The organism is Dactylosporangium sp. CA-092794, from assembly GCF_050948465.1.
Lineage (GTDB): Bacteria > Actinomycetota > Actinomycetes > Mycobacteriales > Micromonosporaceae > Dactylosporangium.
The window spans coordinates 7,765,219-7,791,369 of sequence record NZ_CP192044.1 but is presented as its reverse complement, the minus strand read 5'-3'; the positions used below and the strand labels follow the sequence as shown (position 1 = coordinate 7,791,369).

The 26,151-nt window shown below is 73.1% G+C and carries 23 protein-coding genes and 1 pseudogene; 8 read left to right on the top strand and 16 right to left on the bottom strand.

Annotated features, from left to right (window positions below):
- Nucleotides 1-38: 38 nt before the first annotated feature.
- From ACQPXD_RS33225 to ACQPXD_RS33210, 4 genes are all read left to right on the top strand, one after another.
- Nucleotides 39-629, top strand: a complete 591-nt coding sequence (locus tag ACQPXD_RS33225) for a TetR family transcriptional regulator (protein WP_432825287.1) — start codon at nt 39-41, stop codon at nt 627-629.
- Nucleotides 630-1,553: 924 nt separating this feature from the next.
- Nucleotides 1,554-3,518 carry a S8 family serine peptidase gene (locus ACQPXD_RS33220; RefSeq protein WP_432825286.1) on the top strand — a complete coding sequence of 655 codons (1,965 nt, stop codon included), beginning with the start codon at nt 1,554-1,556 and terminating at the stop codon, nt 3,516-3,518.
- A 132-nt stretch (nt 3,519-3,650) separates the two neighbouring features.
- Entirely contained in the window at nt 3,651-4,616 is a 966-nt protein-coding gene (locus ACQPXD_RS33215; RefSeq protein ID WP_432844046.1) for an aldo/keto reductase, read from the top strand.
- A 9-nt stretch (nt 4,617-4,625) separates the two neighbouring features.
- Entirely contained in the window at nt 4,626-5,207 is a 582-nt protein-coding gene (locus tag ACQPXD_RS33210) for a TetR family transcriptional regulator (protein ID WP_432825285.1), read from the top strand.
- Here the strand turns inward: ACQPXD_RS33210 and ACQPXD_RS33205 are convergent.
- From ACQPXD_RS33205 to ACQPXD_RS33155, 11 genes are all read right to left on the bottom strand, one after another.
- Nucleotides 5,204-6,010: a serine hydrolase domain-containing protein gene (locus tag ACQPXD_RS33205; RefSeq protein ID WP_432825284.1), complete on the bottom strand. Its 807-nt coding sequence runs from the start codon at nt 6,008-6,010 to the stop codon at nt 5,204-5,206. The two genes, ACQPXD_RS33210 and ACQPXD_RS33205, sit on opposite strands and share 4 nt — an antisense overlap.
- A 10-nt stretch (nt 6,011-6,020) precedes the next feature.
- Nucleotides 6,021-7,634, bottom strand: a complete 1,614-nt coding sequence (locus ACQPXD_RS33200; protein WP_432825283.1) for a chitinase — start codon at nt 7,632-7,634, stop codon at nt 6,021-6,023.
- A 189-nt stretch (nt 7,635-7,823) separates the two neighbouring features.
- Entirely contained in the window at nt 7,824-10,001 is a 2,178-nt protein-coding gene (locus tag ACQPXD_RS33195) for an MMPL family transporter (protein WP_432825282.1), read from the bottom strand.
- Nucleotides 10,002-10,020: 19 nt separating this feature from the next.
- Nucleotides 10,021-10,578 carry a TetR/AcrR family transcriptional regulator gene (locus ACQPXD_RS33190; protein WP_432825281.1) on the bottom strand — a complete coding sequence of 186 codons (558 nt, stop codon included), beginning with the start codon at nt 10,576-10,578 and terminating at the stop codon, nt 10,021-10,023.
- Nucleotides 10,579-10,686: 108 nt separating this feature from the next.
- Nucleotides 10,687-11,667 carry an N-acetylglucosamine kinase gene (locus ACQPXD_RS33185; protein ID WP_432825280.1) on the bottom strand — a complete coding sequence of 327 codons (981 nt, stop codon included), beginning with the start codon at nt 11,665-11,667 and terminating at the stop codon, nt 10,687-10,689.
- Nucleotides 11,664-12,905, bottom strand: a complete 1,242-nt coding sequence (locus tag ACQPXD_RS33180) for a 6-phospho-beta-glucosidase (RefSeq protein ID WP_432825279.1) — start codon at nt 12,903-12,905, stop codon at nt 11,664-11,666. The genes ACQPXD_RS33185 and ACQPXD_RS33180 overlap by 4 nt, the downstream gene beginning before the upstream one ends.
- Entirely contained in the window at nt 12,902-13,723 is an 822-nt protein-coding gene (locus tag ACQPXD_RS33175) for a carbohydrate ABC transporter permease (RefSeq protein WP_432825278.1), read from the bottom strand. Before ACQPXD_RS33175 ends, ACQPXD_RS33180 begins: the two co-directional genes overlap by 4 nt.
- Nucleotides 13,720-14,640, bottom strand: a complete 921-nt coding sequence (locus tag ACQPXD_RS33170; RefSeq protein ID WP_432825277.1) for a carbohydrate ABC transporter permease — start codon at nt 14,638-14,640, stop codon at nt 13,720-13,722. The genes ACQPXD_RS33175 and ACQPXD_RS33170 overlap by 4 nt, the downstream gene beginning before the upstream one ends.
- A gap of 2 nt (nt 14,641-14,642) precedes the next feature.
- Nucleotides 14,643-15,944 carry an ABC transporter substrate-binding protein gene (locus ACQPXD_RS33165; protein WP_432825276.1) on the bottom strand — a complete coding sequence of 434 codons (1,302 nt, stop codon included), beginning with the start codon at nt 15,942-15,944 and terminating at the stop codon, nt 14,643-14,645.
- Between the two features lie 29 nt (nt 15,945-15,973).
- Nucleotides 15,974-17,074, bottom strand: coding sequence for an ROK family transcriptional regulator (locus tag ACQPXD_RS33160; RefSeq protein WP_432825275.1), 1,101 nt, complete (start codon nt 17,072-17,074; stop codon nt 15,974-15,976).
- A gap of 82 nt (nt 17,075-17,156) precedes the next feature.
- Entirely contained in the window at nt 17,157-17,537 is a 381-nt protein-coding gene (locus ACQPXD_RS33155) for a DUF1992 domain-containing protein (RefSeq protein ID WP_432825274.1), read from the bottom strand.
- Between the two features lie 153 nt (nt 17,538-17,690).
- Between ACQPXD_RS33155 and ACQPXD_RS33150 the strand changes: the two genes are divergently transcribed.
- On the top strand, nt 17,691-18,218 hold the full coding sequence (locus ACQPXD_RS33150) for a chaplin family protein (protein WP_432825273.1): 528 nt from the start codon (nt 17,691-17,693) through the stop codon (nt 18,216-18,218).
- Nucleotides 18,219-18,773: 555 nt separating this feature from the next.
- Here ACQPXD_RS33150 and ACQPXD_RS33145 read toward each other — a convergent pair.
- A pseudogene (locus tag ACQPXD_RS33145) lies at nt 18,774-19,744 on the bottom strand (PhzF family phenazine biosynthesis protein).
- Between the two features lie 117 nt (nt 19,745-19,861).
- A complete protein-coding gene (locus tag ACQPXD_RS33140; protein ID WP_432825272.1) occupies nt 19,862-20,293 on the bottom strand; it encodes a hypothetical protein in 432 nt (143 codons plus the stop codon).
- Between the two features lie 255 nt (nt 20,294-20,548).
- On the opposite strand from ACQPXD_RS33140, the gene ACQPXD_RS33135 reads away from it, so the two are divergent.
- A complete protein-coding gene (locus ACQPXD_RS33135) occupies nt 20,549-21,454 on the top strand; it encodes a phosphotransferase family protein (RefSeq protein WP_432825271.1) in 906 nt (301 codons plus the stop codon).
- Between the two features lie 7 nt (nt 21,455-21,461).
- On the opposite strand, the gene ACQPXD_RS33130 is transcribed toward ACQPXD_RS33135, so the two are convergent.
- A complete protein-coding gene (locus ACQPXD_RS33130; RefSeq protein ID WP_432825270.1) occupies nt 21,462-22,193 on the bottom strand; it encodes an SDR family oxidoreductase in 732 nt (243 codons plus the stop codon).
- Between the two features lie 105 nt (nt 22,194-22,298).
- Between ACQPXD_RS33130 and ACQPXD_RS33125 the strand changes: the two genes are divergently transcribed.
- Entirely contained in the window at nt 22,299-23,147 is an 849-nt protein-coding gene (locus ACQPXD_RS33125) for a LysR family transcriptional regulator (RefSeq protein WP_432825269.1), read from the top strand.
- A gap of 358 nt (nt 23,148-23,505) precedes the next feature.
- Here ACQPXD_RS33125 and ACQPXD_RS33120 read toward each other — a convergent pair whose 3' ends face one another.
- Entirely contained in the window at nt 23,506-24,366 is an 861-nt protein-coding gene (locus ACQPXD_RS33120) for a LysR family transcriptional regulator (RefSeq protein WP_432825268.1), read from the bottom strand.
- A gap of 70 nt (nt 24,367-24,436) precedes the next feature.
- Between ACQPXD_RS33120 and ACQPXD_RS33115 the strand changes: the two genes are divergently transcribed.
- Nucleotides 24,437-25,282, top strand: a complete 846-nt coding sequence (locus ACQPXD_RS33115) for a dihydrodipicolinate synthase family protein (protein WP_432825267.1) — start codon at nt 24,437-24,439, stop codon at nt 25,280-25,282.
- A 435-nt stretch (nt 25,283-25,717) separates the two neighbouring features.
- Here ACQPXD_RS33115 and ACQPXD_RS33110 read toward each other — a convergent pair whose 3' ends face one another.
- Nucleotides 25,718-26,134: a PLD nuclease N-terminal domain-containing protein gene (locus ACQPXD_RS33110; RefSeq protein WP_432825266.1), complete on the bottom strand. Its 417-nt coding sequence runs from the start codon at nt 26,132-26,134 to the stop codon at nt 25,718-25,720.
- Between the last annotated feature and the right edge of the window lie 17 nt (nt 26,135-26,151).

Below are 26,151 nucleotides of genomic sequence, written 5' to 3'. Positions count from 1 at the left end.
AACCTTGCGTGACGCGCATGTATCGTTACGCTTGAGGCATGGAACCGGGCCTGCGCGAGCGCAAGAAGCAGGCGACCCGGCGCGCACTGGCCCTCGCCGCCCTGCGCCTGACCGTCGAGCGCGGCTTCGAGGGCGTGCTGGTCGAGGACATCGCGGCCGAGGTAGGCGTGTCACCCCGGACCTTCAACAACTACTTCTCGAGCAAGGCCGAGGCGATCTGCGCCCTCGCCGTGGACCGCGCGCAACGGGCCGGCGAGGCGCTGCGCGCCCGCCCACCGGCCGAGCCGCTGCGCGACGCGATCACGGCGACGATGCTGACCGAGCTCGCCGGCGGCGCCGTCCCCGAGCACGTCCCGGACCGCGTCTGGATCGAGGGCCTGCGCCTGGTGTTCTCCACCCCGGCGATGCAGGGCGAGTACCTGCGCGTCCGCGCCGCCATGCAGCGCGCACTGTCCTCGGCGATCGCCGACCGCCTCCGCCTGCCCCCGTCCTCCCTGTTCCCGGACGTGATCGGCGGCGCCGTGGCGGCGGCCTGCGACGCGGCGACCTACCGCTGGCTGCAGTCCGACCCGCCCGTGCCCCTGCTACCCCTCCTCGAAGAGGCCCTGCATTGCCTGGCCGACTACTGAGGCCCGCTACTGAGGCCCGCCCCCGGCCGGCCCGTTTCATCCGGATAAATCCAGACACTTCGTGCCCGGATTTATCCGACATTTCGCATTTGTCGCCCACGCGGCCGCCAGCTATGACGTCCCTTGGCGCGCAGCGCCAGGGTGGCGCGCCAGGGTGGCGCGCCAGGGTGGCGCGCCAGGGTGGCGCGCCAGGGTGGCGCGCCAGGGTGGCGCGCCAGGGTGGCGCGCCAGGCTGGCGCGCCAGGGTGGCGCGCCAGGGCGGCGCGCCAGGGCGGACATTTCGTATATTTTGCCCGTCGGGCGGAATATCCGATCGGCGCAGCCCGGGGCGGACGTATGTCTCCGTGATCATGCTGCTCGCGGTGGCCGCGCCACGGGTTTGCCATGATCCCGGAGACTTCTGGTACACGGGAGTACATCAGCACTCCGTGATCATGAAAAACCGAGGGTGTCGGTGCCAGTTGCGCATGATCGCGGAGACTTCCGGTCGCTGCGCTGGGCTGCGCGGCGTGCGGCGACCGACGTGTGGGACGTGATGCCGGCCCGGGGCGTTGAGCCGCGCCGGCCGCCCGCGCTCAGGATCATCAATTATCGTGAAATGTCGGAAAAGTCCGGTGCGGAGCCCGGCTCGACGAGCTGCTCCCGGCGGTGGGCGACGGCGGTGGGCAACGGCGGTCCCGGCCCGGGTGGCGCCCGGGAGGGAAGCCAGGGCGGCCGGCGGGGGATCCGGAGCAGCGAACAGGGCGCCGAGGGTGAGGGGTGTCGGGCGCTTCGACGGTACCGCCGCCGAAGCGACGACAGCGCCTGTCGGGCGTTCGGCGCGAAGTCGTCACGGACCAGTGACTTTCGGTGACAGGCGGCCCATCGTGGTGACTCGGACGTGCGCTGGAAGGGCGTCCGTGCTCCATGGATGGGGAGATGTGCATGAGGAAACCTCTGACGGCCGGCGCCCTGGCGGCCGCGGTGGCGGCCGGGCTGCTCGCCCCGGGCGGGACGGCGACGGCCGTGCCGGCCGGCACGGACCCGGCGGCCGTGGCCGGTACGGACCCGGCGGCCGTGGCCGGTACGGACCCGGTCGCCGCGGCCGGCGCGGAAGCGGTCGCCGCGGCCGGCGGCGGCGCCGGCTTTCTCGCCGACGAGTGGCCGGCCGGGGCCGGCACGACGGTGCGGAGCGTCCGCTCGATCGTGCGGGCCGACGCCGGGCCGGCCGCGGCGCTGACCGGGCAGGGCGTCGGCATCGCGCTGGTCGACACCGGCATCGCGCCGGTCACCGGGCTGCCCGCCGGGCAGGTGGTCAACGGCCCCGACCTGTCGTTCGAGTCGCAGTCGAGCCAGCTGCGCTACCTCGACACGTTCGGCCACGGCACGCACATGGCCGGCATCATGGTCGGCAACGACACCGCCGCCGGCACCGAGGGCCTGGCGCCGCGGGCCAAGGTGACGTCGGTCAAGGTCGGCACCGCGACCGGCGCGGCGGACGTGTCGCAGATGATCGCGGCGATCGACTGGGTGGTCGCCAACCGCGACTACGACCCGGCGAACCCGATCCGGGTCCTCAACCTGAGCTACGGTACCGCCGGGATGTCGGCCTCCACCGTCGATCCGCTGATGTACGCCGTCGAACAGGCCTGGCAGGCCGGCATCGTGGTGGTCATCGCGGCCGGCAACGACGGCGCCGCCACGGCCGCGCTGACCAACCCGGCGATGGACCCGTTCGTCGTGGCGGTCGGCGCGTCGACCACGAACCAGACGGTGACCACGGCCGACGACACGATCGCGCCGTTCACCAACGGCTCGGCCGCCGCCCGCAAGGTCGACCTGCTGGCGCCGGGCACCTCGATCGTGTCGCTGCGCGACGTCAACTCCTACGTCGACACGCAGTACCCCAACGCCCGGGTCGGCGCCACCGGCTTCAAGGGCTCGGGCACCTCGCAGGCGGCGGCGGTGGTCTCCTCGGCCGCGGCGCTGCTGCTGCAGCAGCGGCCCGGGCTGACCCCGGACCAGGTCAAGGCGCTGCTCGTCCGGGGCGCGACGGCGCTGCCCGCCGGGCGGAACCTGCGGGAGCTCAACGTGGCCGGGTCGGCGGCGCTGGCCACGCCCGCGATGACCCAGACGTTCGCGAAGGGCAACGGCACCGGGCCGCTGGAGACCACCCGCGGCGGCAACCACCTCACCGTCGACGGGGTCGCCCTGTCCGGGGAGCGGAGCATCTTCGGCCCGTGGAGCAGCGCGGCGTGGGCGGCCCAGGCCGGGCGGCAGGCCTCGTGGAGCGGCGGGGTCTGGATGGGCTACCGGATGGCCGGCGACACGTGGACCGGCGCCGGCGGCGACGGCGGCACCGGCCAGATCTCGGGCTACGCGGGCAAGTGCGTCGACGTGATGAACCGGCGCACCGCCAACGGCACGCCGATCCAGCTCTACGACTGCAACAACACGCCGGCGCAGTACTGGTCGCTCCAACCCGACGGCTCGATCCGGGCCCTGGGCAAGTGCCTGGACGTGACCTCCGCCGGCACCGCCAACGGCACGAAGGTCCAGCTGTACGGCTGCAACGGCACCCCGGCCCAGCTCTGGCAGGTCACGCCGGCCCGGCAGCTGGTCAACGTGGGCTCGGGCAAGTGCCTGGACGTGACCGGCTGGAACCAGGCCAACGGCACGCAGCTGCAGATCTGGGACTGCGGCGACCAGGACAACCAGCGCTGGGTGCCGCCGTACACCTCCCGCACCTGGTCCGCCGCCACCTGGGCCGGCACGCCGTGGACCGGCAACGGCTCGTGGAGCGACCCGGAGTGGTCCGGGCAGTACTGGACCGGCCATTACTGGTCGGGGCACTACTGGTCCGGTCACTACTGGTCGGCCGACGACTGGTCGACGACCGCCTGGTCCTGAGCCGCGCTGGAGCGGAGAGATCCGGTATATCCAGCCACTCCGTGACCGGATATACCGGATTTGTCGCCCGCCGGGGTATTACTGCGGTTAGTAGTTACAGAATTTGAAATCTGTTACGGTTCCCGCGTGGAGATGAGACGACTCGGCACCGAGGGCCCCCGCGTGGCCTCGATCGGCCTCGGCTGCAACCAGATGTCCACCGATACCGCCGACGAGACGACGAGCGTGGCCACGATCCACGCCGCGATCGACGCCGGCATCACGCTGCTCGACACCGCCGACTTCTACGGCAACGGCCACAACGAGTGGCTGATCCGCCGGGCGCTGCGCACCGGCGACCGCGACCGCGTCGTGATCAGCGACAAGTTCGGCGCCCTGCGCGACCCCGCCGGCGCGTTCGTCGGGCTCGACACGCGACCGGTGTACCTCAAGAGCGCCCTCGCCTACTCCCTGCAGCGCCTCGGCACCGATCACGTCGACATCTACCGCCCGGCACGGCTCGACCCGGCCGTGCCGATCGAGGACACCGTCGGCGCGATCGCGGAGATGGTCGAGGCCGGACGGGTCCGCCACATCGGCCTGTCCGAGGTCGGCGCGCAGACCATCCGCCGCGCGCACGCCGTGCACCCGATCGCCGACGTCCAGATCGAGTACTCGCTGTTCAGCCGCGGCCCGGAGCGCTCGATCCTGGCCACCTGCCGCGAGCTGGGCATCGGCGTCACCGCCTACGGCGTCCTCGCGCACGGGCTGCTCACCGGCGCCTACGCCGGCGGCGGCGAGGTAGGCCACCTGCCGCGCTTCCACGGCGCGAACCTCGCCGCCAACCTGGCCCTGGTCGAGCGGCTACGCGCGGTCGCCGACGCCCGCGGCGTGCCGGTCGCCCAGCTGGCCACGGCGTGGGTACTGGCACAGGGCGACGCCGTCGTCGCGCTCGTCGGCGCCAGCCGGCCGGGCCGGATCGCCGACGCGGTGGCCGCGGCCGGGCTGGCCCTCACCGGCGCCGACCTGGCCGCCATCGAGGAGGCGGTACCGCCCGGGGCCGTGGCCGGCGAGCGCTACGCCGCGCCGCAGCTCGCCATGCTCGACAGCGAGCGCTAGGGTCACGCGATGATGGCCGCCCTGGACGCCGAGACGATCATGCTGGCCACCGAGGACGTCCTGCGGCGGTTCGGCCCGTCGAAGGCGACCGTGGTGGACGTGGCCCGATCGCTGGGTGTCAGCCACGCGGCCGTGTATCGGCACTTCTCCTCGAAGGCGGCGCTGCGCGAGGCGGTGGCCCGCCGCTTCCTGGGTCGCGGGGGCGGCGAGCTGGCCGCGCTGGCCGGGGACGCGCACCTGCGCCCGCCGGAGCGCCTGCGCGCCTGGCTGACCGGGCTGTACCAGATGAAACGCCGCTCGGCGAGGACCGATCCGGAACTGTTCGCGACCTACCGCGTCCTGGTGCTGGAGCACAGCGCGGTGGCCGCCGAGCACGTCGCGGCCCTGCTGGCGCAGCTGGAGGGGATCCTCGCCGACGGCGTCGCCGCGGGCGACTTCGCCGTCGCCGACACCGCCGCCATGGCCCGCGCCGTGTTCGAGGCGACCAACGCCTTCCACCACCCGGCCCACGTGGAGGAGTGGGACCGCCCCGGCCGCGAGGAGCTCCTCGCCGACGTCTGCACCCTCGTCGTGAACGGCCTGCGCCCTTAGCCGGCCTGATCGCTGAGGACGGCGTCGGAGAGGGCGGGCCACGCCTCGGCCGCCCACTCGCCGAAGTCGCGGTCGGTCAGGCAGGCCAGGGCCAGCCCGGCGGCCGGGTCGACCCACAGGAAGGTGCCGGTCCGGCCGAAGTGGCCGAACGTGCGCGGGCTGTTGCGGGCCCCGGTCCAGTGCGGCGACTTGCCGTCGCGCAGCTCGAAGCCCAGCCCCCAGTCGTTCGGGTCCTGCCGGCCGAAGCCGGGCAGCACGCCGGACACGCCCGGGAACTGCACGGTGGTCGCCTCGGGCATCAGGTCGGGGACCAGGGACGGGTCGAGCAGCTCCTGGCCGAGCAGCGCCAGGTCGGAGACCGGGCCGATGGCGCCGGCGGCGGGGGAGCCCTCGAGGCGGGTGCCGCCCATGCCGAGCGGGCGCAGCACCGACTCGGTCATCAGCTCGGCGAACGTGCCGCCGGTGCGGGTCAGCACGAAGTCGGCGAGCAGCTCGAAGCCGCGGTTGGAGTAGATGCGCTTGCGGCCGGGGGCGGCCAGGATCTGGCCCTCGTCGAAGGCGACGCCGGAGGTGTGGGCCAGCAGGTGGCGCACGGTCGCGCCCTCGGGGCCGGCGGGCTCGTCCAGCAGCACGTCACCGCGATCGACGGCGATGAGGACGGTCAGGGCGGTCAGCAGCTTGGTGACCGACGCCCACGGCAGGGCGGTGTCCGGGCCGTAGCGGTCGCGGACACCCTTGGCGTCCACGACCGCCACGGCGGCGGTCTGCACGGGCCAGCTGCTCACCAGTTCGAGTGCGCTCACCCGGTGAAACCTACGGCAAGGAGTTCAGGAACGGTCGCTGGGCGTTCTGGAACTCCCAGTTGTAGTACCGGTCCCAGTTGATCGACCAGGTCATGAGGCCGCGGAACGCGGGCGAGGTGCCACCGCGCAGGGTGTAGCCGCCGCAGCCGGAGCCCGACACCAGGCAGGTGACGGCGCTCTGCACCACGGCCGGGGCGACGTAGCCGTTGCCGGCGCTGACCGCGGCCGGCACGCCGATGCCGATCTGGTCGGGGCGCAGGCCCGGGAACGTCTGGCCGGTGTTGGCCACCGGGAACCCGGCCTTGAGCATGTCGGTCATGGCGATGAGGAAATCGGCGCCGCCCATGGTGTGGTACTGCCCGTCCAGCCCCCAGATCGGGCCGGAGTTGTAGTCCTGGACGTGCAGGATGGTCAGGAAGTCGCGGACCGCGTAGATGACCGGCAGGTAGGACCCGGCCCGGTTGTCGCCGTTGCTCGTACCGCCGTAGAACTGGTAGCCCAGCTGCACGAAGAACGTCTCGGGCGCCATGGTGAGCACGAACTTGCTGCCGTACCTGGCCTTCAGCGACTTCAGCGCGCTGATCAGGTTGACGATGACCGGCGTGGTCGGGTTGTGGAAGTCGCTGTCGCCGGCGTTGAGGTAGAGCGAGTGGCCCTCGAAGTCGACGTCGAGCCCGTCCAGGCCCCACCGGTCGATGATCGCGCCGACCGAGGAGACGAACGCGTCCCGGGCGGCGGTCGTGGTCAGCTGGACCTCCCCGTTCTGGCCGCCGATCGAGAGCAGGACCTTCTTGCCCTGGGCCTGCTTGGCCTTGATGGCGGCGAGGAAGTCCGCGTCCGACTCGACGTTGGGGCACTCGCTCGCCGAGCACCGGTTGAACCGGATGTCGCCGGAGGTGACGCTGGTCGGCTCGCCGAACGCGAGGTCGATCACGTCCCAGGCGGCCGGCACGTCGGCCATGCGCACATAGCCCGACCCGTTGGCGAAGCTGGCGTGGAGGTACCCGATGAGGGCGTGCTTCGGCAGCCCGGTGGGCGGCGTCGGGCTCGTGGACGGGCTGGTCGACGGCGAATGCGACGGCGACGGCGAGGCCGAGGGCGACTTCGACGGCGACGGGGAGGAGGTCGTCGGCGGGGTGGTGGTGGGCGGCGTGCCGGGCCCGTCGAGGGCGACGTCGTCGGCGTTGTAGACGCCCTGGCCGTACCACCCGTGCAGGTAGACCTGGACCGAGGTCTGGCCGGCGGCGGTGGTGAACGGCACGGTCAGCTGGGTGTAGGCGGTCGCGGACGGGGTCCAGGTCGAGGCGCCGCCGGTGACGCCGATGTAGACGTAGTTGCCGCGGACCCAGCCGGAGAGGGTGTACGCCGTGTTCGGCTGGACGGTGACGGTCTGCGTGCACTGGGCGTTGTCGGAGGCGGTGGCGTTGCCGTTGAGGGCGTACGACCCGGAGTGCACGGGCGACGTGACCGTCCCCGAGCCGCTGCCGGTGCACGCCCAGCCCGACAGCGAGCCACTCTCGAAGCCGGGATTGGACAGCAGATTGGCCGCGTACGCGTTGGTGGCCACGAAGATCCCCGTGACCAGCAGTGCAGCGGCGCCAAGAATGAGCGCGACGCGCTTCATGGGCGACCTCCATCGACGGTGGTCGCCATTATTAGGTTTGTTAACTGTTCTTGTCCAGACTTTGACGCCCGCGTTCGCCCCGGCACGACCTGGTGAGCGCGGTGGTGCGGACCGCGGAAACGCGATAAGTCCGGCGCTGGCGCGCCGGACTTATCGGACATTTCACGATTTAGCGGGATCGAGTCCCGGTTATACCGTGACGGGCTCCTTGACCGGCTCGGCGGCCAGGTGCTTGCGCAGGCGCTCGCCCTCGATGTCGACGTTGGGCAGTGCGCGGTTGAGCCAGCGCGGCAGCCACCACGCGGACCGGCCGAGCAGCGACACCACCGCCGGGACGATCGACATGCGCACGATGAACGCGTCGATCGCCACGCCGGTCGCCAGGGCGAAGCCCATCGACTTGATGATCGGGTCCTCGACCAGGACGAAGCCGCCGAACACCGACGCCATGATGATCGCGGCCGCGGTCACCACGCGGGCGCCGTGGCCCATGCCGTTGATTGTGGCCTGCCGCGGCGTGTCGCCGTGCACGTAGTCCTCGCGCATCCGCGAGACCAGGAACACCTCGTAGTCCATGGCCAGGCCGAACAGGATGCCGATGAGCAGGATCGGCAGGAAGCTCACCAGCGGCCCGGCCTGATCCAGCCCGACCAGCGAGCCCAGGTGGCCGTCCTGGAAGACCAGCACGGTGATGCCGAAGGTCGCGCCGACGGTGAGCAGGAATCCGGCCGCGGCCTTCAGCGGCACCAGGATCGAGCGGAAGACGAGCATCAGGAGCAGTACCGACAAACCGACGACCAGCAGCAGGTAGATCGGCATGGCGTCGGAGAGCTTCTCCGACACGTCGATGCCGACGGCCGTCTGTCCGGTGACCGCGAAGTCGGCCCCGCCGATCGCCTTGACCTTGGCCCGCACCGCGTGGACGAGGTCCTCGGTGGCCGCGTCGGTCGGGCCGGTCTTCGGGATGAGCGCCACCAGCGCGGTCTTGCCGTCGCGGCTGAAGTTCGGCGGGGTCGCGGCGAGCAGGTTCTCGGTGCCCTGCAGCTGCTGGACCGCCTGCCCGGCCTTCTCCTTGGTCACGTCGGGCGAGTCGGTGGAGATCACCAGCGCGAGCCGGCCGTTGAAGCCGGGGCCGAAGCCCTGGTCGATGAGGTCCGCCGCCCTGCGGGCCGGGGTGTCTTCCGGGCCGGCGCTGGCCCCGGGCAGCGCGATGCGCATGTGCGAGGCGGGGATGGCGAGGGCCGCCAGGCCGAGCACGCCGACCAGGATCACCGGCACCCGCAGGCGGATCATCCAGCGGGCCCACCGGAACCCGAAGCCCTCGGTGTGGTGCGCCGTGCCGTCCTTGACCGCCCGGCGCTGGCGGCGGGAGAGGATCCCGTGCCCGGCGAAGGACAGCAGCGCCGGCTGCAGCGTGATCGCGACCAGCACCGCGACGGCGACCGTGCCGGCCGCGGCCAGGCCCATGACGGTCAGGAACGGGATGTTCACCACGGCCAGGCCGGCCAGCGCGATGACCACGGTGGCGCCGGCGAACACGACCGCCGACCCGGCGGTGCCGACCGCCCGGCCCGCCGCCTCCTCGGGCGCCAGGCCCTCCAGCAGGTGCTGGCGGTGCCGGGAGCTGATGAACAGCGAGTAGTCGATGCCGACGGCCAGGCCGAGCATCAGCGCCAGGACGGGCGCGGTGCTGGTCAGGTGCACGACGCCGGACAGCGCGAACAGCCCGGCCATGCCCGCGCCGACGCCGAGCAGCGCGTTGAGCATCGTCATGCCGGCCGCGACGATCGAGCCGAACGTCACCAGCAGCACCACCAGGGCGATGACGACGCCGATGCCCTCCTTGCCGCCGATCTGGGGCTCCGTGTTCATGACCTCGCCACCGTGCTCCACCCGCAGCCCGGCCTCCTGGGCCGCCGCCCCGGTCGCCTCGTAGGCGGTGCGCTGGTCCTTGGTGACCTTGTCCGCGCGGTCGGTGAACTGCACGGTGATCAGGGCATACCGCCCGTCGGGCGTCAGCGCCTTGGTGCTGTAGGGGTCCAACGCCCCGACCACGCCGGGCAGCTTGTTGGCCTCCTGGACCAGGCCCATCACCGCCGCCTTGTTCGCGTCGGCCGCGAGCGTCGCGCCCTGCGGCGCCTCGATGACGATCGTGCCGGTGGCGCCGCTGGCCTCCGGGAACTGCTGCTTCAGCGAGTCGATCGCGCGCTGCGACTCGGTGCCGGGCATGGTGAAGTCGCTGGAGGTGGGGCCGTGGAACGCGGCCGCGGCGGCGCCGAGGCCGCCGAGCACCACGATCCACAGGATCAGCACCAGCCAGCGGCGCCGGAACGCGGCCCGGCCGAGCCGGTAGAGCACAGTAGCCATGACGTTCGTGTCCTAACGGTTAGCGAAGGGTGAGCGGTGCCAGGGCTCGCGTCGCCGCCTCGAACAGGGCGGCGCGCATCTCTTCGTCGGTGTGGCCGTGCATGTCGTGGTCGATGCCGAACGCGATCGCCGGGATTCCGGCGAGCACGAGCTTGGCCGCCACCAGCGACACGGGCGTGTCGTCCGGGCCGGCGAGGATCGCGCAGAGTGTCTGCGTCATCTCGTATACCCGTTGGAACGCGGGTTGCTGCAGCAGTGCGGGCAGGTCCCCGTAGATGACCTGGATCTGTTTGCGGTACCGCAGGCAGAGATCCACGAAACCCTCGATCGCGGCCGGCCGGGCCTCGTCGCCGTCCAGCTCGCCCAGCCGCGCGTGCAGCTGCTCGAGCTCGGCGATGGCCGGCGCGCACATCTCGGTGAGGATCGCCTCTTTGCTGTCGAAGTGATACAGCAGGGCGGCCTTGGAGCATCCGACGTCGACCGCGATGTCGTGCAGCGAGGTGCCCTTGTAGCCGGCGGTCGCGAACAGCCGCGCCGCCGAGAGCAGGATCTCGTCCCGGGTGTTGCTGCGTGCCATCACCGGGGGTTCACCTCCCACGCTGTCCGATCGGTCAGGACCCGCTCCGGACAGCATGCCTGGCCGATCGGTCAGATGTTGACCGATCGGCCAGGTTTGAGAGTCACCTCACACCGCGGCGCGGACCGCGGCCTCCACCTCCGGCGGGCAGGTACCGCCGTGCAGCGCGTCCAGGGCCAGCAGCGCGGCGCCCGCCACCGGCGGGGACGACAGCACCGTCACGGTCGCCTTCGGCGACAGCGCCGCGATCCGCTCCAGCACCGGCTCGTGCAGCTGCGGGTGGCGGGCGGTCAGCACGCCGCCGCCGAGGACCACGGTGTAGGGCTTGTCGAGCAGGTCCAGCCGCCCGGCGCAGACCCGCACCAGCGCCTCGATCTCCTCGGCCTGGCGGCGGATCACCCGGCCGGCCAGGTCGTCCCCGGCGGCGGCGACCGCGAACAGGATCTCGCAGAGCTCGTCCAGCCGCTCGGTCGGCAGCTCGCCCAGGTGCAGGCCGATGCTCACCGCCTCCACGGTGGGCTGGCCGAAGTGGGCGCGGACCGCCCCGGTGAGCGCGGTGGCCGGCCCGCGGCCGTCCTCGGCCCGGCAGGCGTGGTAGAGGGCCAGGGCGGCCAGGTGCTGCCCGCCGCCCCAGTCGCCGGAGAGCTGGCCCAGGGCGGGGAACCGGGACGTGGCGCCGTCGGCGCGGCGGCCGGCGGCGTTGATCCCGGCGCCGCACACCACGCCCACCGCGTCGGGGGTGGTGGTGCCGGCGCGCAGCAGGGCGAACAGGTCGTTGTCGACGGTCGCGGCGCCGGCCAGCGCCAGCGCGGCCACGCCGGCGTTGAGCCGCTCCACCTCGACCGGCAGGTCGGCGCCGGCCACGTACACCGACAGCTGGGCCAGCTCGGCCGCGGCCGGCAGCGCGGCGGCCGCCCGGGCCGCCTCGACCAGGCCGGCGATCTGGGCCAGGGCCGCGGGCAGGCCGAGCACGTGCGGCGACGTCGTCGGGCCGGTGACCCGGGCCAGGACGCGGCCGGTGGTGTCGCCGAGGACCACGTCGGTCTTCGAGTTGCCCCCGTCGGCCGCGGCGTAGAGCCGGAGCGTCACGACAGCCAGGCCAGGTGGTCGCGGTTGGCGGCCAGCAGGTCGTCGGTCAGCCGGGCCGCCGTGTCGTGCTGCCCGACGAGCGGGTGGGCCAGCAGCGCGCGGTAGACCCGGTCGCGGCCGCCGCGCAGGGCGGCGTCGACGGCCAGCTCCTCGTAGGCCGACACGGCGGCGACCAGCCCGGCCAGCTCCGGGCGCAGCGGCGGGGCGGGCAGCGGCGTGGCGCCGCCGGCGCCGACCCGGCAGGTGGCCTCGATGACCGCGTCGTCGGCGAGGAAGGGCAGGAACCCGCGGTTGCGGACGTTGACCGCGTGGATGCCGCCGTCGTCCTGGTGCAGCGACGCGATCAGCCCGACCGCCGCCTCGGAGTAGAACGCGCCGCCGCGCTGCCCGAGCAGGTCGGGCTTGGTGGTCAGCGCCGGGTCGGCGTACATCCGCAGCAACCGCCGCTCGATCTCGGCGACCTGCTCGCCGCGGGTGGGCTGCCCGCGCTCCTCGGCGACGACGGCGTCGTGGCTGTAGAAGTACCGCAGGTAGTACGACGGCACGCAGCCGAGCGCCGCGATCACCTCGGCCGGCAGCTGCAGGCCGGCGGCGATCTCCGCCAGGCCCCGCTCCAGCAGCCACGGCAGCCGGTCGACGCCGTCGACGTAGGCGGCCCGCTCCCAGGTCAGGTGGTTCAGCCCGACGTGGTCGAGGGTGACCGCGGCCGGGTCCACGCCCAGCGCCTCGGCCCAGCGCCGCTGGAACCCAATGGCCACGTTGCACAGGCCGGCGGCGCGGTGGCCGTCGTCGAGCAGCGCCCGGGTGACGATGCCGACCGGGTTGGTGAAGTTGACGATCCACGCGCCCGGGTCGGCCCGGCGGGCGATGTCGAGCACCACGGGAACCGTGCGCAGGGCCTTGGCGAAGCCGCCGGCGCCGGTCGTCTCCTGGCCCACGCAGCCGCAGGCGAGCGGGAACGTCTCGTCGCTGATCCGGGCCCGCTGCCCGCCCACGCGCAGCTGGATGACCACCGTGGCCGCCCCGGCCAGGGCGTCGCCGACGTCGGAGGTCCAGCGCAGCTTCGCCGGGCTCCCGTGGTGGCGCAGGACGCGCTCGGCGAACTGTCCCACGACGGACAGCCGTTCCCGGGCCGGGTCCAGCAGCACGATTTCCGAGGCGAACGGCGCCAGCCGCGCGAACCCGTCGATGAGCTCCGGGGTGTAGGTGGACCCGCCCCCGACGACGGCGATTTTCAACCCTTGACTCCTGTCAGTGTCACGCCCTGCACGAAGGCGCGTTGCGCGAAGAAGAACAGCGCGACGACCGGCACCATGGTCACGATGGTCGCCGCGCTCACCAGGTTCCATTGCACATGGTGCAGCGTGCGGAACGAGGCCAGGCCCAGCGAGAGCGTCCAGTTGCGCTCGTTCTCGCTGGTGTACAGCAGCGGCCCGTAGTAGTCGTTCCAGGCGTAGAAGAACTGGAACAGCGCCGCGGCGGCGATGCCGGGCCGGGCCATCGGCAGCACCACGCGCAGCAGCGTGCGCCACTCGCCGCAGCCGTCGACCCGGGCCGCGTCCAGGTACTCGCCCGGGATCGTGACCAGGAACTGGCGCAGCAGGAAGATCGAGAACGCGTCGCCGAACAGCATCGGCAGCACCAGCGGCCACAGGGTGCCGGTCAGGCCGTAGTTTGCCCACATGAGGTACAGCGGCACCGTCGTGACCTGCGGCGGGATCATCATCATGCAGACGATGACCACGAGGACGGCGCCGCGGCCGCGCCACCGCAGCTTGGCCAGGGCATAGGCGGCCGGCACGCTGGAGAGCAGCATGAACAGCGTCGCCAGGCTCGCGTAGAGGACCGTGTTGGCGAGGTACCGCGGCATCGGCGTGCGCCGGAACACCTCCGCATAGTTCGCAGGGTGCCACGGCGAGGGCCAGTAGGAGGCGGTCAGCGCCTGCGCGTCGCTCATGAAGCTGGTCAGCAGCAGGAAGCCGACCGGCGCGACGAACATCAGGCACAGCGCGATCGCGAGGCTGTGCCGGGCCACCCACACCAGTTTCGGGTTCACGCGGCGCTCTCCGGGTTGACGGTACGACGCAGCAGCAGCAACGACACCGCGAACGCGACCACGAACAGCACGACGGCCAGGGCGTTGGCGTAGCCGAGCGCCTGGTAGCGGAACCCGACCACGTACAGCCACAGCGGATAGGTGAACGTCGAGCCCTCCGGGTAGCCGAACGTGGTGGAGATGCCGGCGCCGGTGGTGGCCTGGCCACTCGCGGCGGACGCGGCGACGGCGGCCTGGGTGAAGTACTGCAGCGTCGTGATGACCCCGATGACCGCGGTGAACACGACGACCGGCCGGATGTGTGGCAGGGTCACGTGCCGGAATCGCTGCCACGCGTTGGCGCCGTCCAGCGCGGCCGCCTCCAGCTGCGCGGCCGGCACGTCGAGCAGGGCGGCCAGGTAGAGCACCATGACGTCGCCGACGCCCCACAGCCCCAGCAGTACCAGCGACGGCTTGGACCAGTCGGGGGAGTTGAACCACAGCGGCCCGGCCACGCCCAGGTGCGACAGCGCCGAGTTCACCGGGCCGACGCCGGGCTTGAGCAGGTACACGAAGGCCAGCGTCGCGGCGACCGGCGGGGCCAGCGCCGGCAGGTAGAAGATCGTGCGGTACACCCCGGCACCCCGGCGCAGCTTCGTGAGCAGCACGGCGCTGCCCAGCCCGCCGAGCATCCGGGCCGGCACCATGACGACCACGAACCACAGCGTGTTGCGCGCCGCCGTGGCCAGCTGCGCGTCCTCGGCCATGTGCCGGTAGTTGCGCAGCCCCACCCACTGCGGCACGGTCAGCAGATCGAACTTCGTGAACGAGAAGTAGATCGCGGACACCAGCGGGTACCCGAAGAACACCACGATGCCGACCGCCGCCGGCGCCATGAACGAGGCGACGGTCAGCCGGTGGCGGAGCCGATGGTGCACCGCTACCCGCCCAGCTGCAGCAGCGAGTCGATCTGCTTGTCGACCGACGCCAGGCCGCCCGGCAGGTCACCGGCCTTGCCGCTCTGCCAGCTGTCGCAGAACGTCTGGAACGTCTCCTGGTAGGCCGGGCCGGCCGAGGACGGCGGCGTGGTCGTGGTCTTCGGGTGGTTGAAGATGTCGATGAACGTCTTGAACTCGGCGTCGAGCTTGAGATCGGGCGAGGCCAGGGCGTCCTTTGTGGACGGGATGTTCTTCAGGCTGTTGGCGAGCTTGACGATCGCCTTCGTGTCGGTGGTGAGGTACTTGATGAGCTCCCACGCCGCCTCCGGGTTCTTGGCGGTCCTGGAGATGCCGATCACGTTGCCCGTCACGTACCCGGAGCCGTAACGGTCCGATGTGGACGCCGGCATCGGCGCGACCCCGAACTGCAGGCCGGGCGCCTGGTCCTTGGCGAAGGCGATCCGGTACTCCCCGTCGATCGCCATCGCGACCTGGCCCTTCTGGAAGGCGTTGGCGTCGGAGTACTCGTCGCCCAGCCCGGCCCGGAACGCCTCCAGCTTGTCGTAGCCGAACCAGTCGACCAGGCTCTTCTGCCACTGCAGCAGCTGCGGCCAGCCCGGGTCGCCGCCGATCGCCGACGAGCCGTCGGCCTTGAGCCACTGCGCGCCGACCATCGGGGCGAGGTGCGACGGCGTGTTCTCGTAGAAGCCGAACAGCGGCAGGAACCCGGCCGTTTCGATGGTCCCGTCGGCGGAGCGCTTGGTGAGCTTCTTCGCGTCCTCGGCGAACTCGTCGAGGGTCTTCGGCGGGCTCGCGATGCCGGCCTCGGCGAACAGCTGCTTGTTGTAGTAGAGCCCGTAGGCGTCGGCGAGCACCGGCATGGCGCAGCGCTTGCCCTTGTACTCGGTGTACTGCTTGACGGTCGCCGGGAACGCGTCCATCGACACCTTGTCGCGGGCGATATACGGCGCGAGGTCGAGCCAGGCGCCGGACGAGCAGAACTGCCCGACGATGTCCGTGGAGTACGACAGGCCGACGTCCGGGCCCTGCCCGCCGCCGATCGCCTGGGTCATCTTCGAGTCGTCCTGGCCGGACTTGACCACGACCTTGATCTTCGGGTGGCTGGCCTGGAAGTCGGCGACGACCGAGTCGATCGCCTCCGCCTCCCGGTCGGTGAAGAAGTGCCAGAACTCGACGGTGCCGGACGCCTCCGCGCCGGCGTCGGCGATCGGCTTGTCCTTCGGCGCCGGGGTACACGCGGCCGTCAGCGCGACGGCCGCGGCGAGCACGAGGATGCGACGCACGGGGTCCTCACTTCCAGAGGGCTAGGACTTCAGGGGGTGGGCTTGCGCAGGGCGGCGAGGAGGCTCTCCCGCACCGCGTTCACCGCCGCGTCGCCCGCGCCCAGCAGGGGAGCGTCGCCGTCGACGGTGCTCACCGCGATCGCCGTCTCCAGCGGCGCGGCGTGGGACATGGCCTTGGTGACCGCCTCGCCGAGCGGCTCACCGTAGACCCGGGCGAGCTCGCCACCGATGACGACCAGCGGCGGGTCGAGCACCGCGACCACGGCCGCCAGCCCGAGCACGATCCGCCCGGCGAGCTCCTGGAGCAGGTCGTTTCGGGTTTGGTACCGGGCGGTGAGGGCCCGCACCGCGTCCGGCCCGACGAGGTCGTGGAAGTCCCCGTCGCCGACCGGGATGTAGCCGATCTCGCCCGCGCCGCCGCGCGCGCCGCGCAGCAGCGCACCGCCGCCGAGGTCGATGGCCAGGCCCAGCCCGCTGTCGCCGAGCCACAGCAGCGCGAACCCGTCGACGCCGGCGGCCGCCCCGTGGGCCCGCTCGGCCAGCGCCGCGAGGTTGACGTCGTTGTCGACGCCGACCTCGCACCGCAGCTTCGCGGCCAGCTCGTCCACCAGCCCGGCCCGGCTCCACCCCGGCACGTCGACGTGGTGGATGACCCGGTCCCGCGGGTCGAACGCCCCGGCCACCGCCAGCTGCACGTGGGCGACCGACGCCCGCCGGGCCCCGGCCGCCGTGCACAGCGCCCCGACCGCCGCGCCGACCGCCGCCGCCGGATCGGTGCCCGCGAAGTCGACGGCTCGTTCGAGCCGGGCCCGCTGCACACCGCGCAGGTCGTAGAGCGCCGCGGTCAGTGCCGGCGCGTGGTCCCGCACCGACATCGCCACCGCGTACGCCGCGTCGGGATTGACCGCGTACACCTCCGCGTTGGGCCCGGGCCGCCCCGTCTCGTGCCCGACGCCGACCACGAGATCGGCCTCGGCCAGCCGGCGGATCGCCTCCGACACGGTCGGCTTGGACAGCCCGGTGAGCCGCCGCAGCTCGGCCCGCGTCAGCTCACCGTGGTCGAGCAGGTGCCCGAGCGCCGCCGCTTCATTGAGCGCCTTGAGCAGCTTGGAGGACCCGCCGACGGCCACCGCTTCCCCACCCAACTAATAGGCAGATTGACTAACAGTGCTGGGAAAGTTATGCGCCCGCGTGCCCCCGTGTCAATGGTTTCTAGGTGCGGTTGCGCCAGGCTTCGACGGCCTCGTCGGGGTTCAGCGGGCGCAGGATGGTGCTGGGGCCCTCGATCAGGCCGCGCTTGGCGCGCTCGATGCGGGCGTTGAGGTCCGCGACGGCCCGGCGTACCGCCGCCTCGCTCTTGAACTTCGGCAGCGCCTCCGGGAAGTCCTCGACCTCGCGGCGCAGGCGGAGCGTGGGCGGGATGCCGCCGGGAAGCCGCTCGCGGCGGGCCAGGTCCTTGATCCACCAGTCTTCGTCGTAGAGCTCGCCGTGGTCGGGCAGCGGCCGGCCGGCGCCGGGCAGGTCGTCGAACTCGCCGCGCTCCTGGGCCTCGCGGATCTGCCGGTCGATGTGGGACTCATACCAACTGGTCATCGATCTCGAGTGTACCGGCAGCTACGTTATGTCACCGTACGGGTGCATTGCGTGACGTGATTTCACGAAATATCCGTCCAGGGCTCGCATTTCGGGTTAGGTGGAGGGCGCGACGGACGTTCCCCGTCGATCACTCGTCGAAAGGTCGTCATCATGAAACGCTGGCTCATCCGGTCGGTGCAGGTCGCAGCGCTGGCAATGGGTGGCCTCGCGCTCACCGGCACCGCGGCCCACGCGGACTGGGACAGTGGTCCCAACGTCGGTTTCTTCAACGGGAACCAGAGCTCGACCACCATCCAGACGCCGGTGAACATCTGCGGCAACTCCCTGGCGATCATCGGTTTCGCCAGCGCGAACTGCAACGGCGGCGCGTTCGCTTACAACGGCAGCGGCGGCGCCTTCAGCGGCGCCGGCTACTCCAACGGCTCCGGCGGCGCCAACGGCTACGGGGCCAGCAACGGCGTCAAGCACAAGAAGCACAAGAAGAACGGCGGCGCCAACGCGAACGGCTACGACAACGGCAACGGCGGCGGCGCGTACGCGGCCAACAACGGCGGCGACTGGAACACCGGCTACAACGTCGGCATCGGCAACGGCAACCAGTCGTCGTTCACGCTCCAGGCACCGTTCAACTACTCGTGCAACTCGGTCGCGGTGATCGGGTTCGCCTCCAGCTGCTGAGCCGCTGCGCCGGGGACGCCGCCTGTCCCCGCGCCACGTGAGCGTTGGCCGATGCCCGCGGAAAGTTCAGCCCTTCCCGCGGCTCCGCATCGGCCAACGCTCTTCGCTCTTGCCGCCCGTCGCATTTCGTTCCGGCGCCGGATTCGGCCAATCCCGACTTATCACGACTCTTGCGGCGGCGTTGGCAGCGGCAGCGCGGCGAGTGGGCGCCGACGTGGACGCGATGTTTCCGTGATCATGCGTGTCGCCGCAGCCGATCGCCCCTTCGCCGTGATCGTGGAGACTTGTGGTACCCAGGTGTACACGTTCCTTCCGTGATCATGAGAAACCGTTGGTGTCGGTGGCGTGTTCTTCATGATCACGGAGACTTCCGGTCGCAGCGGGTGCCCGAGGTGGCACTCACCATGATCGGCAGCAGCGCTGCGGTTCCCGCCGGCCCGGCTCAGCGCCGGAGCGTCCCGTCGTGTGACAGACCGTAAGCAGCTCGCGCTGATCGACGGCATCCGTTCCGACCGGATTCGCCCGCCATCGCGCATTATTGTGGGATATTTCCGGCTATATCGAGCCGTAGGGTCCGATTCGGACAGCGGTGCCAGCGACGGCGACGCAGGCGCTCGGGCCGGCCTCGAGACCGACCCGCAGCAGGCTGGGCCGCCCCATGCCGTGCCCCTGATGAATCGGCAACGTCACCGGCACCCGCACGGCGCCGAGCTCACGCAGGTACCCACCGAGCGCCGCCGCGGCCGCCCCCGTCGCCGGGTCCTCGTAGACCCCACCGGGCGGGAACGGGTTGCGCGCGTGGAAGACAGTCTCGCTCTCCCGCCACACCAGGTCGACCGTGGTCCACCCCTGCCCGGCCATGAGATCACCCAGCGCCGCCTCGTCGTAGTCGAGCCGCGCGAGCCGCTCGCGGCTGGCGACGGCGACGATCGGGTGCCACGCCCCGGCGTACGCAGCCCGCACCGGCAGCGCCGCGTCAAGCTCCTCGGGCCGATACCGCAGCGCACTCAACAGCCGCCCAAGCACGTCGTCACCGATCGCCCGCGACGCCGGCGCAACGCTGCGCAGCGTGGCGCTCAGCCGCTGCCCAACGGCGTCGGCGCCACCCGCGATCGCGCCGTCCACCCCGCTCCCGCCGTCCGCGGTCCCCGCGCCGACCCCGCCCTGGCCGCCGGCCCCGTCCCGGCCGCCGGATTCGCTCTGGCCGTGGGGCCCGATCGGACCGCCGGCCGCGATCCCGGTGCGAACGCCGATCGGACCGCCGGACGCAATCTGGCCGAGGGGCGCGCGACCCCGGCGCCGACCGGCATCTCGGCGCCCGCTGTGAGCCCGCTGTCCGTCGTGATCGCGGCGTCCGTCACGGTCTCGGTGGCGACCGCGATCTCGCCGACCGACGCGGTGAGGCGGAGCACGCCGGCGCGCTCGGCGTAGAGGCCCGTCGCGTCGAGGACGACGCCGGCCGGGTTGCCGCCCGATGGGTCGCGGGTGAAGGCGGCGCACCGCAAGATTTCCGTGCCCGTCGCCAGAGGTGGTGCCGCCGGACAGCTTCAGCACACTACCACACGCCGAAAAACGCGATGCTCAGTGTAGCCGGGCGGCTACACCGGCGGCGGCAAGGGGCCGCCGCCGGTGGGGGCTGGGAGTCAGCGGTCGGCGACGCCGAGCTGGCCCTCGCCGCCGTGGACCTCGGTGCCCTCGGCGAAGGCGGCGTCGAAGCGCTGCTCGAGCGCGTCGAGGTTGTCGAACTCGGCCTGGTGCGAGTTCTCCGAGCCCTCGGCCGCGAAGACGTGGTCGTCGGAGGTCGCGTCGTGGCTGTAGTTGGTGAAGTCGTCCGACTCGTAGTGCACCGCGGCCGGCTGGTCGTACTCGACGTGGTGGCCCTGCGAGAAGTCGGTGGACTCCGCCGCGTGGTGGTCCTGCTCGTACACGCCGTACTGGTTGTTGTAGTCGGCCTCGGACCCGTGGTCCTGGTGCAGCTGGTCGAGGGCGTTGTGCTCCTGGCCCTCGGCGTAGTGGCCGTAGTCGACGTCGTGGCCCGCGTCGCCGTAGCTGTCGCCGGTGTCGATGTCGCTCATGGAGTGTTCCCCCTCGGTTGCCTGCAAAGTGCGATGTCTCCGACGTTACGGTCTGTATCGCCGTAGGGAATCCCCCGAACGTGCCACCCGTCACAGTGTTTCGGGCCGGTTGCGCCGGCGCGCCCGCACGATGCGCCCCGAACGGCGTTTGACCTGTTCAGGGCGGTCGGATCGGCGCAGACCGATGGCGTGTCGAGTTTCCGACTGGGGGGAAACCGGTGGACCGAACGTGTGGCGCACAGCGACGATCGGCCGATGGTTCAAGCTTCGGGGGTACGGATCGGTTGGGCGGATTTGCCCGGTTCCGTGCGCGAGGGGATCGAGGGTCTCCTGGGGGAGCCGGTGGTCGGGGCGGTCTCGCAGCCGGGCGGGTTCTCGCCCGGCACGGCCGACCGTGTGGTCACCGCCGGCGGGCGGCGGGCGTTCGTCAAGGCTGTCGGGGCGGCGCTCAACGAGCACAGCCCGGTCATGCACCGGGCCGAGGCCCGGATCGCCGCCCTGCTGCCGGCGGGCGTGCCGGCGCCGCGCCTGCTCGGAGTACACGATGACGGAGACTGGGTGGCCCTGGTCTTCGAGGATGTGGTGGGGCGGCTGCCCCGCACCCCCTGGGAGTCCGCCGACCTGACCGCCGTGCTCGGCACGCTGCGCGAGGTGGCCGTGCCGATCGCGGGGCTGCCGTCGCTGCGGGAGGGCTCCGCCGAGGACTTCGGCGGCTGGCGCCGGCTCGCGGCCGCGCCGCCGGCCTCGCTCGACCCGTGGGCGGCCGGGCGCCTCGACCTGCTCGCCGGCCTCGCCGACCGGGGGCTGGCGGCGCTCGCGGGCGACCGCCTGGTGCACGGCGACATACGCGCCGACAACCTGGTCATCCGCGCCGACGGCTCGGTGTCGGTGGTCGACTGGCCGCACGCGTGCGTGGGCCCCGCCTGGTTCGACACGCTGTCCCTGTTGCTCAACGTGCGGCTGTACGGCGGCCGGATCGACGACGCGGTCGTCGACGCCGACCCGGACGCCGTGACCGGCTGCCTGGCCGGCCTGGCCGGGTTCTTCGCCGAGCGGGCCCTGCAGCCGCCGCCCCCGGGCCTGCCGACCCTGCGCCGGTTCCAGCAGGCCCAGGCCGAGGTGCTGATCCTGTGGCTGCGGGACCGGCTGGCCGGGACGTGAGCCGCCGCTACCAGGGCACCGTGCCGGCGTCCTCGAAGAACCCGCCGGTCGGGCCGTCGCCGGGCAGGGTCGCGAGCCGGATCGCGATGGCCGCGCCCTGCTCGGGGGTGCGCACGCCGTGGAAGCCGTTCAGGTCGGTCGCGCAGTAACCGGGGCATCCGGCGTTGATGAGGATGTTCGTGTCGTGCAATTCCCTGGCGTACTGCACGGTGACCGCGTTGAGGAACGTCTTCGACGGCGAATAGGCGATCGAGATCGGGCCCGTGGTCTGGGCCGCGCCGCCGTCGCTTTGCCGGGTGAGGGACCCGACGCTGCTGGACATGTTCACGATCCGCGGCGACGCCGAGCGGCGCAGCAGCGGCAGCATCGCGTTGGTGACCCGGATGACGCCGATCACGTTCGTCTCCACCGCCGTGCGCACCGCCCCGAGGTCGGCCCGGGTCGGCAGCTGCGACCCGCCGCCCGTCACGCCGGCGTTGTTGACCAGCACGTCGAGGCGGCCGGCCTGCCCTTCGATCAGCTCGGCGGCGGCGGTCACGCTCGCGTCGTCGGTGACATCGAGCGGTACCCCGAAAGCGTCGACACCCGCCGCGCGCAGCTTCTCTACGGCGGCCTCGCGGCGCGCGTCGTCCCGGGCGCCGACTCCCACCTTCCAGCCGAGCGCGCCCAGCCCGGCCGCGATCTCGTATCCGATGCCCTTGTTCGCGCCGGTGACCAGCGCAATTGTCGTCTCGCTCATGGTTTCGATCCTGTCCGCGCCCGGCCGCGCCCTCCAACACCCGTTGGGTGGCCGGCGATACCCGTCCGGTATCGATCCGGTTTTCGCGGCGGTACCGTGGGCGGCATGGAGACGCGGGAGCTGCGGTATTTCGTCGCCGTCGCCGAGGAGCTGCACTTCGGCCGGGCGGCCCAACGGCTCGGCATCGCGCAGCCGCCGCTGTCGCGGGCGATCCAGGGGCTCGAGCGGCGGCTGGGGGTGGCGCTGCTGGAGCGCACCAGCCGGGCGGTCGCGCTGACCGAGGCGGGGGAGGTGCTGCTGCGGGAAGGTCGCGCGGCCCTGGATGCGATGGACGCCGCCGACCGGCGCACCCGCCGCGCCGCCCGGGCCGATGGCGGGGCGGCCGGCCTGGTCCTCGTCGCGAAGGCCGGTGCCTCGGGCGAACTGCTGCCGAAGCTGCTGGACGCCTACGCCGCCGAGCCCGGCGCGGTCACCGTCGACGTGGTCCTGTGCGGCGTCGCCCAGCAGGAGCGCCTGCTGCGCGACGGCCGCGCCGACGTGGCGCTGCTGCACCTGCCGTTCGACTCGACGGCCGGGTTCGACGCCGAGGAGCTGAGCACGGAGGGGCAGGTCGCGATCCTGCCCGCCGGGCACCCGCTCACCACCCGGTCCCACCTGCGCCTGGCCGACCTCGCCGACCTGCCCGGCCTGCCGATGCCGCGCTGGCCCGACCGCGACGGCACGTATCCCGAGGGCCCCGGCCCGGAGGTGCACGAGAACGCCCAGCTGTACCAGCTGATTGCCCTCGGCCGGGCGGTGGCGGTCTTGCCGGAGTCGTGCCGGGCCCACCTGCGCGGCGACCTGGCCGCCGTCCCGGTGGTGGACGCCCCGCCGGTGACCACGGTGATCGCCTGGCCCCCGCACAGCCGCTCCCGCCCCCTCGCCCACTTCATCCACACCGCCACCCGCCTGTAGCGCCCGCCCCTCACCGCGCGCGTCGCGCGCAGCGGTTGGTGCGCTTCAGCGGCGCCACCCCCAGCCGCTCGAGCCGCTGGATCGCCCGCGACCGCGGCGGCCGCGCGATGCCGAGCCGCAATATCCGGCGTGCCGCCCACCGGATCCGCAAGACGGCCGCGGCGGACGGACGGCCCCGCGGTCGGCCGCGCCCGCGCGGTGGCCGAGGCGGGTGCGGTCAGAGAAGGGAGAGCGGACGGCGGCGACGGCGGGGTGGTGGGCCGCTCCCGCGTGGTAGGCGAGGCGGGTGCGGTCAGAGAAGGGAGAGCGGACGGCGGGGTGGCGGGCCGTGCCCGCGCGGTGGGCGAGGCGAGTGCGGTCAGGGAACGGGGGAGAGGGCGGCGGCGAAGGCGGCGACGGCGGGGTGGTGGGCCGCTCCCGCGCGGTAGGCAAGGCGGGTGCGGCGGCGAAAGTCCAGCGGGGTGAGGACCACGCCGGGCGGCGGGTCGGCGGCCGCGAGCTCCGGGACCAGGGCCACGCCCTGGCCGGCGGCGACGAAGGTCAGCACGGTGACGAAGTCGTCCGCGTGGTGGCGCACGCGCGGGGCGAAGCCGGCCGCCTCGCAGGCCCGCTCGGTCATCGTGTGGCACAGCGTGCCGGGGCTGGCGAGGATCCACGGGTCGTCGCGGCACTGCGCGAGGCCCCGCGGGCCGGTGGCCGCGATGAAGATCGTCTCGTCGAGCAGGGGCGCGGTGTGCAGGGCCGGGTCGGGCTCGATCGGGACGAGGTCGTAGTCGTGCACCAGGGCCACGTCGAGGGTGCCGTCGCGCAGCAGGGGCGGTACCGCCGCCGGGTCCAGCTCGTGGACGGTGAGCTCGAGCGCCGGGTGGGCCTCGGCGAGCGCGACCAGGGCGGGCGGCAGCAGGGTGCGCATCGCGGTCGGGAAGGCACCGATGCGCAGCGGGCCGGACAGGCCCTCGCGGGTGGCGGCGAGCGCGGCGCCGGCCCGCTCCAGGGCGGCGAGCACCTCCTCGGCGTGCGCGACGAGCGTGCGGCCGGCCGGGGTGAGCGTCACGCGCCGGCCGGTGCGCGCGAGCAGCGCCACGCCGGCCTCCCGCTCCAGGGCGGCGAGCTGCTGCGACACCGCCGAGGGCGTGTAGGTGTGCGCGGCCGCGACCGCCGCGATCGTGCCGTGCTGGGCCAGGTCGCGCAGCAGGCGCAGCCGCCGGACGTCGAGCATCAGCACAGCTTACGCTCGACGGTGTGATCGTGAACTGGACCTGGCGCTCGGTACCGCCGAGGCTGTTGGCATGGAAGGCATTTACGTTCCGCTGGTGACCCCGTTCGACCGGGCCGGCGCCGTGGACACCGTGGCGCTGCGATCGCTGGCCGAGTCGGTGCTCGCCGCGGGCGCGGCCGGTCTGGTCGCGCTCGGCACCACCGGCGAGCCGGCGACGCTCGGCCCGGCCGAGCGGGCGGAGGTGATCGAGGTCTGCCGCGGGCTCGGCGCGCCGCTGCTGGTCGGCGTCGGCGGCAGCGCGACCGCGGCCTGCGCGGCCGAGGTCGCCGCCCTGCCGCCGGGGGTGACGGCGATGGTGGTCGTCCCGCCCTACACCCGCCCGGGCGAGGCCGGCGTGCTGGCCCACTTCCGGGCGGTCGCCGCGGCGTCGCCGGTGCCGGTCGTCGCGTACCACGTCCCGTACCGCACGGGTCAGGCCCTGTCCGTGCCGGCGCTGCTGGAGCTGGCGGCGATCCCGAACGTGGTGGGCATGAAGCTCGCCGACGGCCCGGTCTCCGCCGACACCGTCGCACTGCTGGCCGCCGCGCCGGCAGGCTTCGCGATCCTCGGCGGCGACGACGCGGTGATCGCACCGCTGCTTGCCCTGGGCGCGGCCGGCGGCATCCTGGCCTCGGCGCACGTGGCCACCGCGGACTACGTGGCGCTGCTCGGGGCGTGGCGGCGCGGCGACCCGGCCACGGCCCGCCGCCTCGGCGCCGGCCTGGCGCGGCTGTCGGCGGCCCTGTTCGCCGAGCCGAACCCCTCGGTCATCAAGGCCGTCCTGCACGCGCAGGGCCGCATCCCGACCCCGGCGGTCCGCCTGCCACTGCTCCCGGCGAGCACCACCGCCCGCGACGCCGCACTCGCCCTGCTGTAACCGCCCACCACCACTCCGCGCCCGCGCCGCCGGGCCGCGCCGTTCAGCACCGCACCGCGCCGCGCCGCGCCGAGCCGCGCCGCGCCGAGCCGCGCCGCGCCGAGCCGGGCCGCGCCGGGCCGCGCCGCGCCGGGCCGCGCCGCGCCGGGCCGCGCCGCGCCGGGCCGCGCCGCGCCGGGCCGCGCCGCGCCGGGCCGCGCCGCGCCGGGCCGCGCCGAGCCGGGCCGCGCCGCGCCGGGCCGCGCCGAGCCGGGCCGCGCCGAGCCGGGCCGCGCCGGGCCGCGCCGGGCCGTGCCGGGCCGTGCCGGGCCGCGCCGGGCCGTGCCGGGCCGGGCCGCGCCGGGCCGTGCCGGGCCGCGCGACACTGGCGGCGCGGGGTCCCGCGGCGGCGGGCGCCGACCGGTGCTGGCCGCGCCGGGGCGCGAGAAACGCGGCCTACTGGTCCTTGGGCTCGTCGCGCTTGCGGAGTTCGTCCTCGCGGCGGCGCAGGTCGGCCTCCCACTTGGCGAACATCTCCTCGTCCGCCTGGCGGTTGCGGGCGAGGTCGCGCAGGAACGCCGGGTCGTCGTCCGGGGCCAAGGGCCGCTGCCGTGGCTGTGGGCGCTGGTCCTCCGGGAAGCCCGCGCCCGGCCGCCACTGCGCGCCCGGCCGGACGCCCGCGCCGGCCTGCTGCGGGCGGCCGGCCACGAACCAGGCGATCCAGCCGACCGGCGAGAACAGCAGGATGATGAACACCCAGGCGAGCTTCGGCACGTTCCGCACCTGGTGCTCGTCGGTCGACAGGCAGTCGATCAGCGCGACCAGCAGCATGACGAGGTCGATGAGGAACAGCAGTCCATAGAGGCGAATCACGCCGGACATCATGCCGG

What these genes read in the sequence shown, in the direction of transcription:
- ACQPXD_RS33140 (WP_432825272.1), bottom strand. Translation starts at nt 20,293, where the DNA reads ATGAGCGACATCGACACCGGCGACAGCTACGGCGACGCGGGCCACGAC.
- ACQPXD_RS33120 (WP_432825268.1), bottom strand. Translation starts at nt 24,366, where the DNA reads ATGCTCGACGTCCGGCGGCTGCGCCTGCTGCGCGACCTGGCCCAGCAC.
- ACQPXD_RS33155 (WP_432825274.1), bottom strand. Translation starts at nt 17,537, where the DNA reads ATGACCAGTTGGTATGAGTCCCACATCGACCGGCAGATCCGCGAGGCC.
- ACQPXD_RS33150 (WP_432825273.1), top strand. Translation starts at nt 17,691, where the DNA reads ATGAAACGCTGGCTCATCCGGTCGGTGCAGGTCGCAGCGCTGGCAATG.
- ACQPXD_RS33190 (WP_432825281.1), bottom strand. Translation starts at nt 10,578, where the DNA reads ATGGCACGCAGCAACACCCGGGACGAGATCCTGCTCTCGGCGGCGCGG.
- ACQPXD_RS33215 (WP_432844046.1), top strand. Translation starts at nt 3,651, where the DNA reads ATGAGACGACTCGGCACCGAGGGCCCCCGCGTGGCCTCGATCGGCCTC.
- ACQPXD_RS33210 (WP_432825285.1), top strand. Translation starts at nt 4,626, where the DNA reads ATGATGGCCGCCCTGGACGCCGAGACGATCATGCTGGCCACCGAGGAC.
- ACQPXD_RS33200 (WP_432825283.1), bottom strand. Translation starts at nt 7,634, where the DNA reads ATGAAGCGCGTCGCGCTCATTCTTGGCGCCGCTGCACTGCTGGTCACG.
- ACQPXD_RS33130 (WP_432825270.1), bottom strand. Translation starts at nt 22,193, where the DNA reads ATGAGCGAGACGACAATTGCGCTGGTCACCGGCGCGAACAAGGGCATC.
- ACQPXD_RS33220 (WP_432825286.1), top strand. Translation starts at nt 1,554, where the DNA reads ATGAGGAAACCTCTGACGGCCGGCGCCCTGGCGGCCGCGGTGGCGGCC.
- ACQPXD_RS33195 (WP_432825282.1), bottom strand. Translation starts at nt 10,001, where the DNA reads ATGGCTACTGTGCTCTACCGGCTCGGCCGGGCCGCGTTCCGGCGCCGC.
- ACQPXD_RS33225 (WP_432825287.1), top strand. Translation starts at nt 39, where the DNA reads ATGGAACCGGGCCTGCGCGAGCGCAAGAAGCAGGCGACCCGGCGCGCA.
- ACQPXD_RS33115 (WP_432825267.1), top strand. Translation starts at nt 24,437, where the DNA reads ATGGAAGGCATTTACGTTCCGCTGGTGACCCCGTTCGACCGGGCCGGC.
- ACQPXD_RS33135 (WP_432825271.1), top strand. Translation starts at nt 20,549, where the DNA reads ATGGTTCAAGCTTCGGGGGTACGGATCGGTTGGGCGGATTTGCCCGGT.
- ACQPXD_RS33125 (WP_432825269.1), top strand. Translation starts at nt 22,299, where the DNA reads ATGGAGACGCGGGAGCTGCGGTATTTCGTCGCCGTCGCCGAGGAGCTG.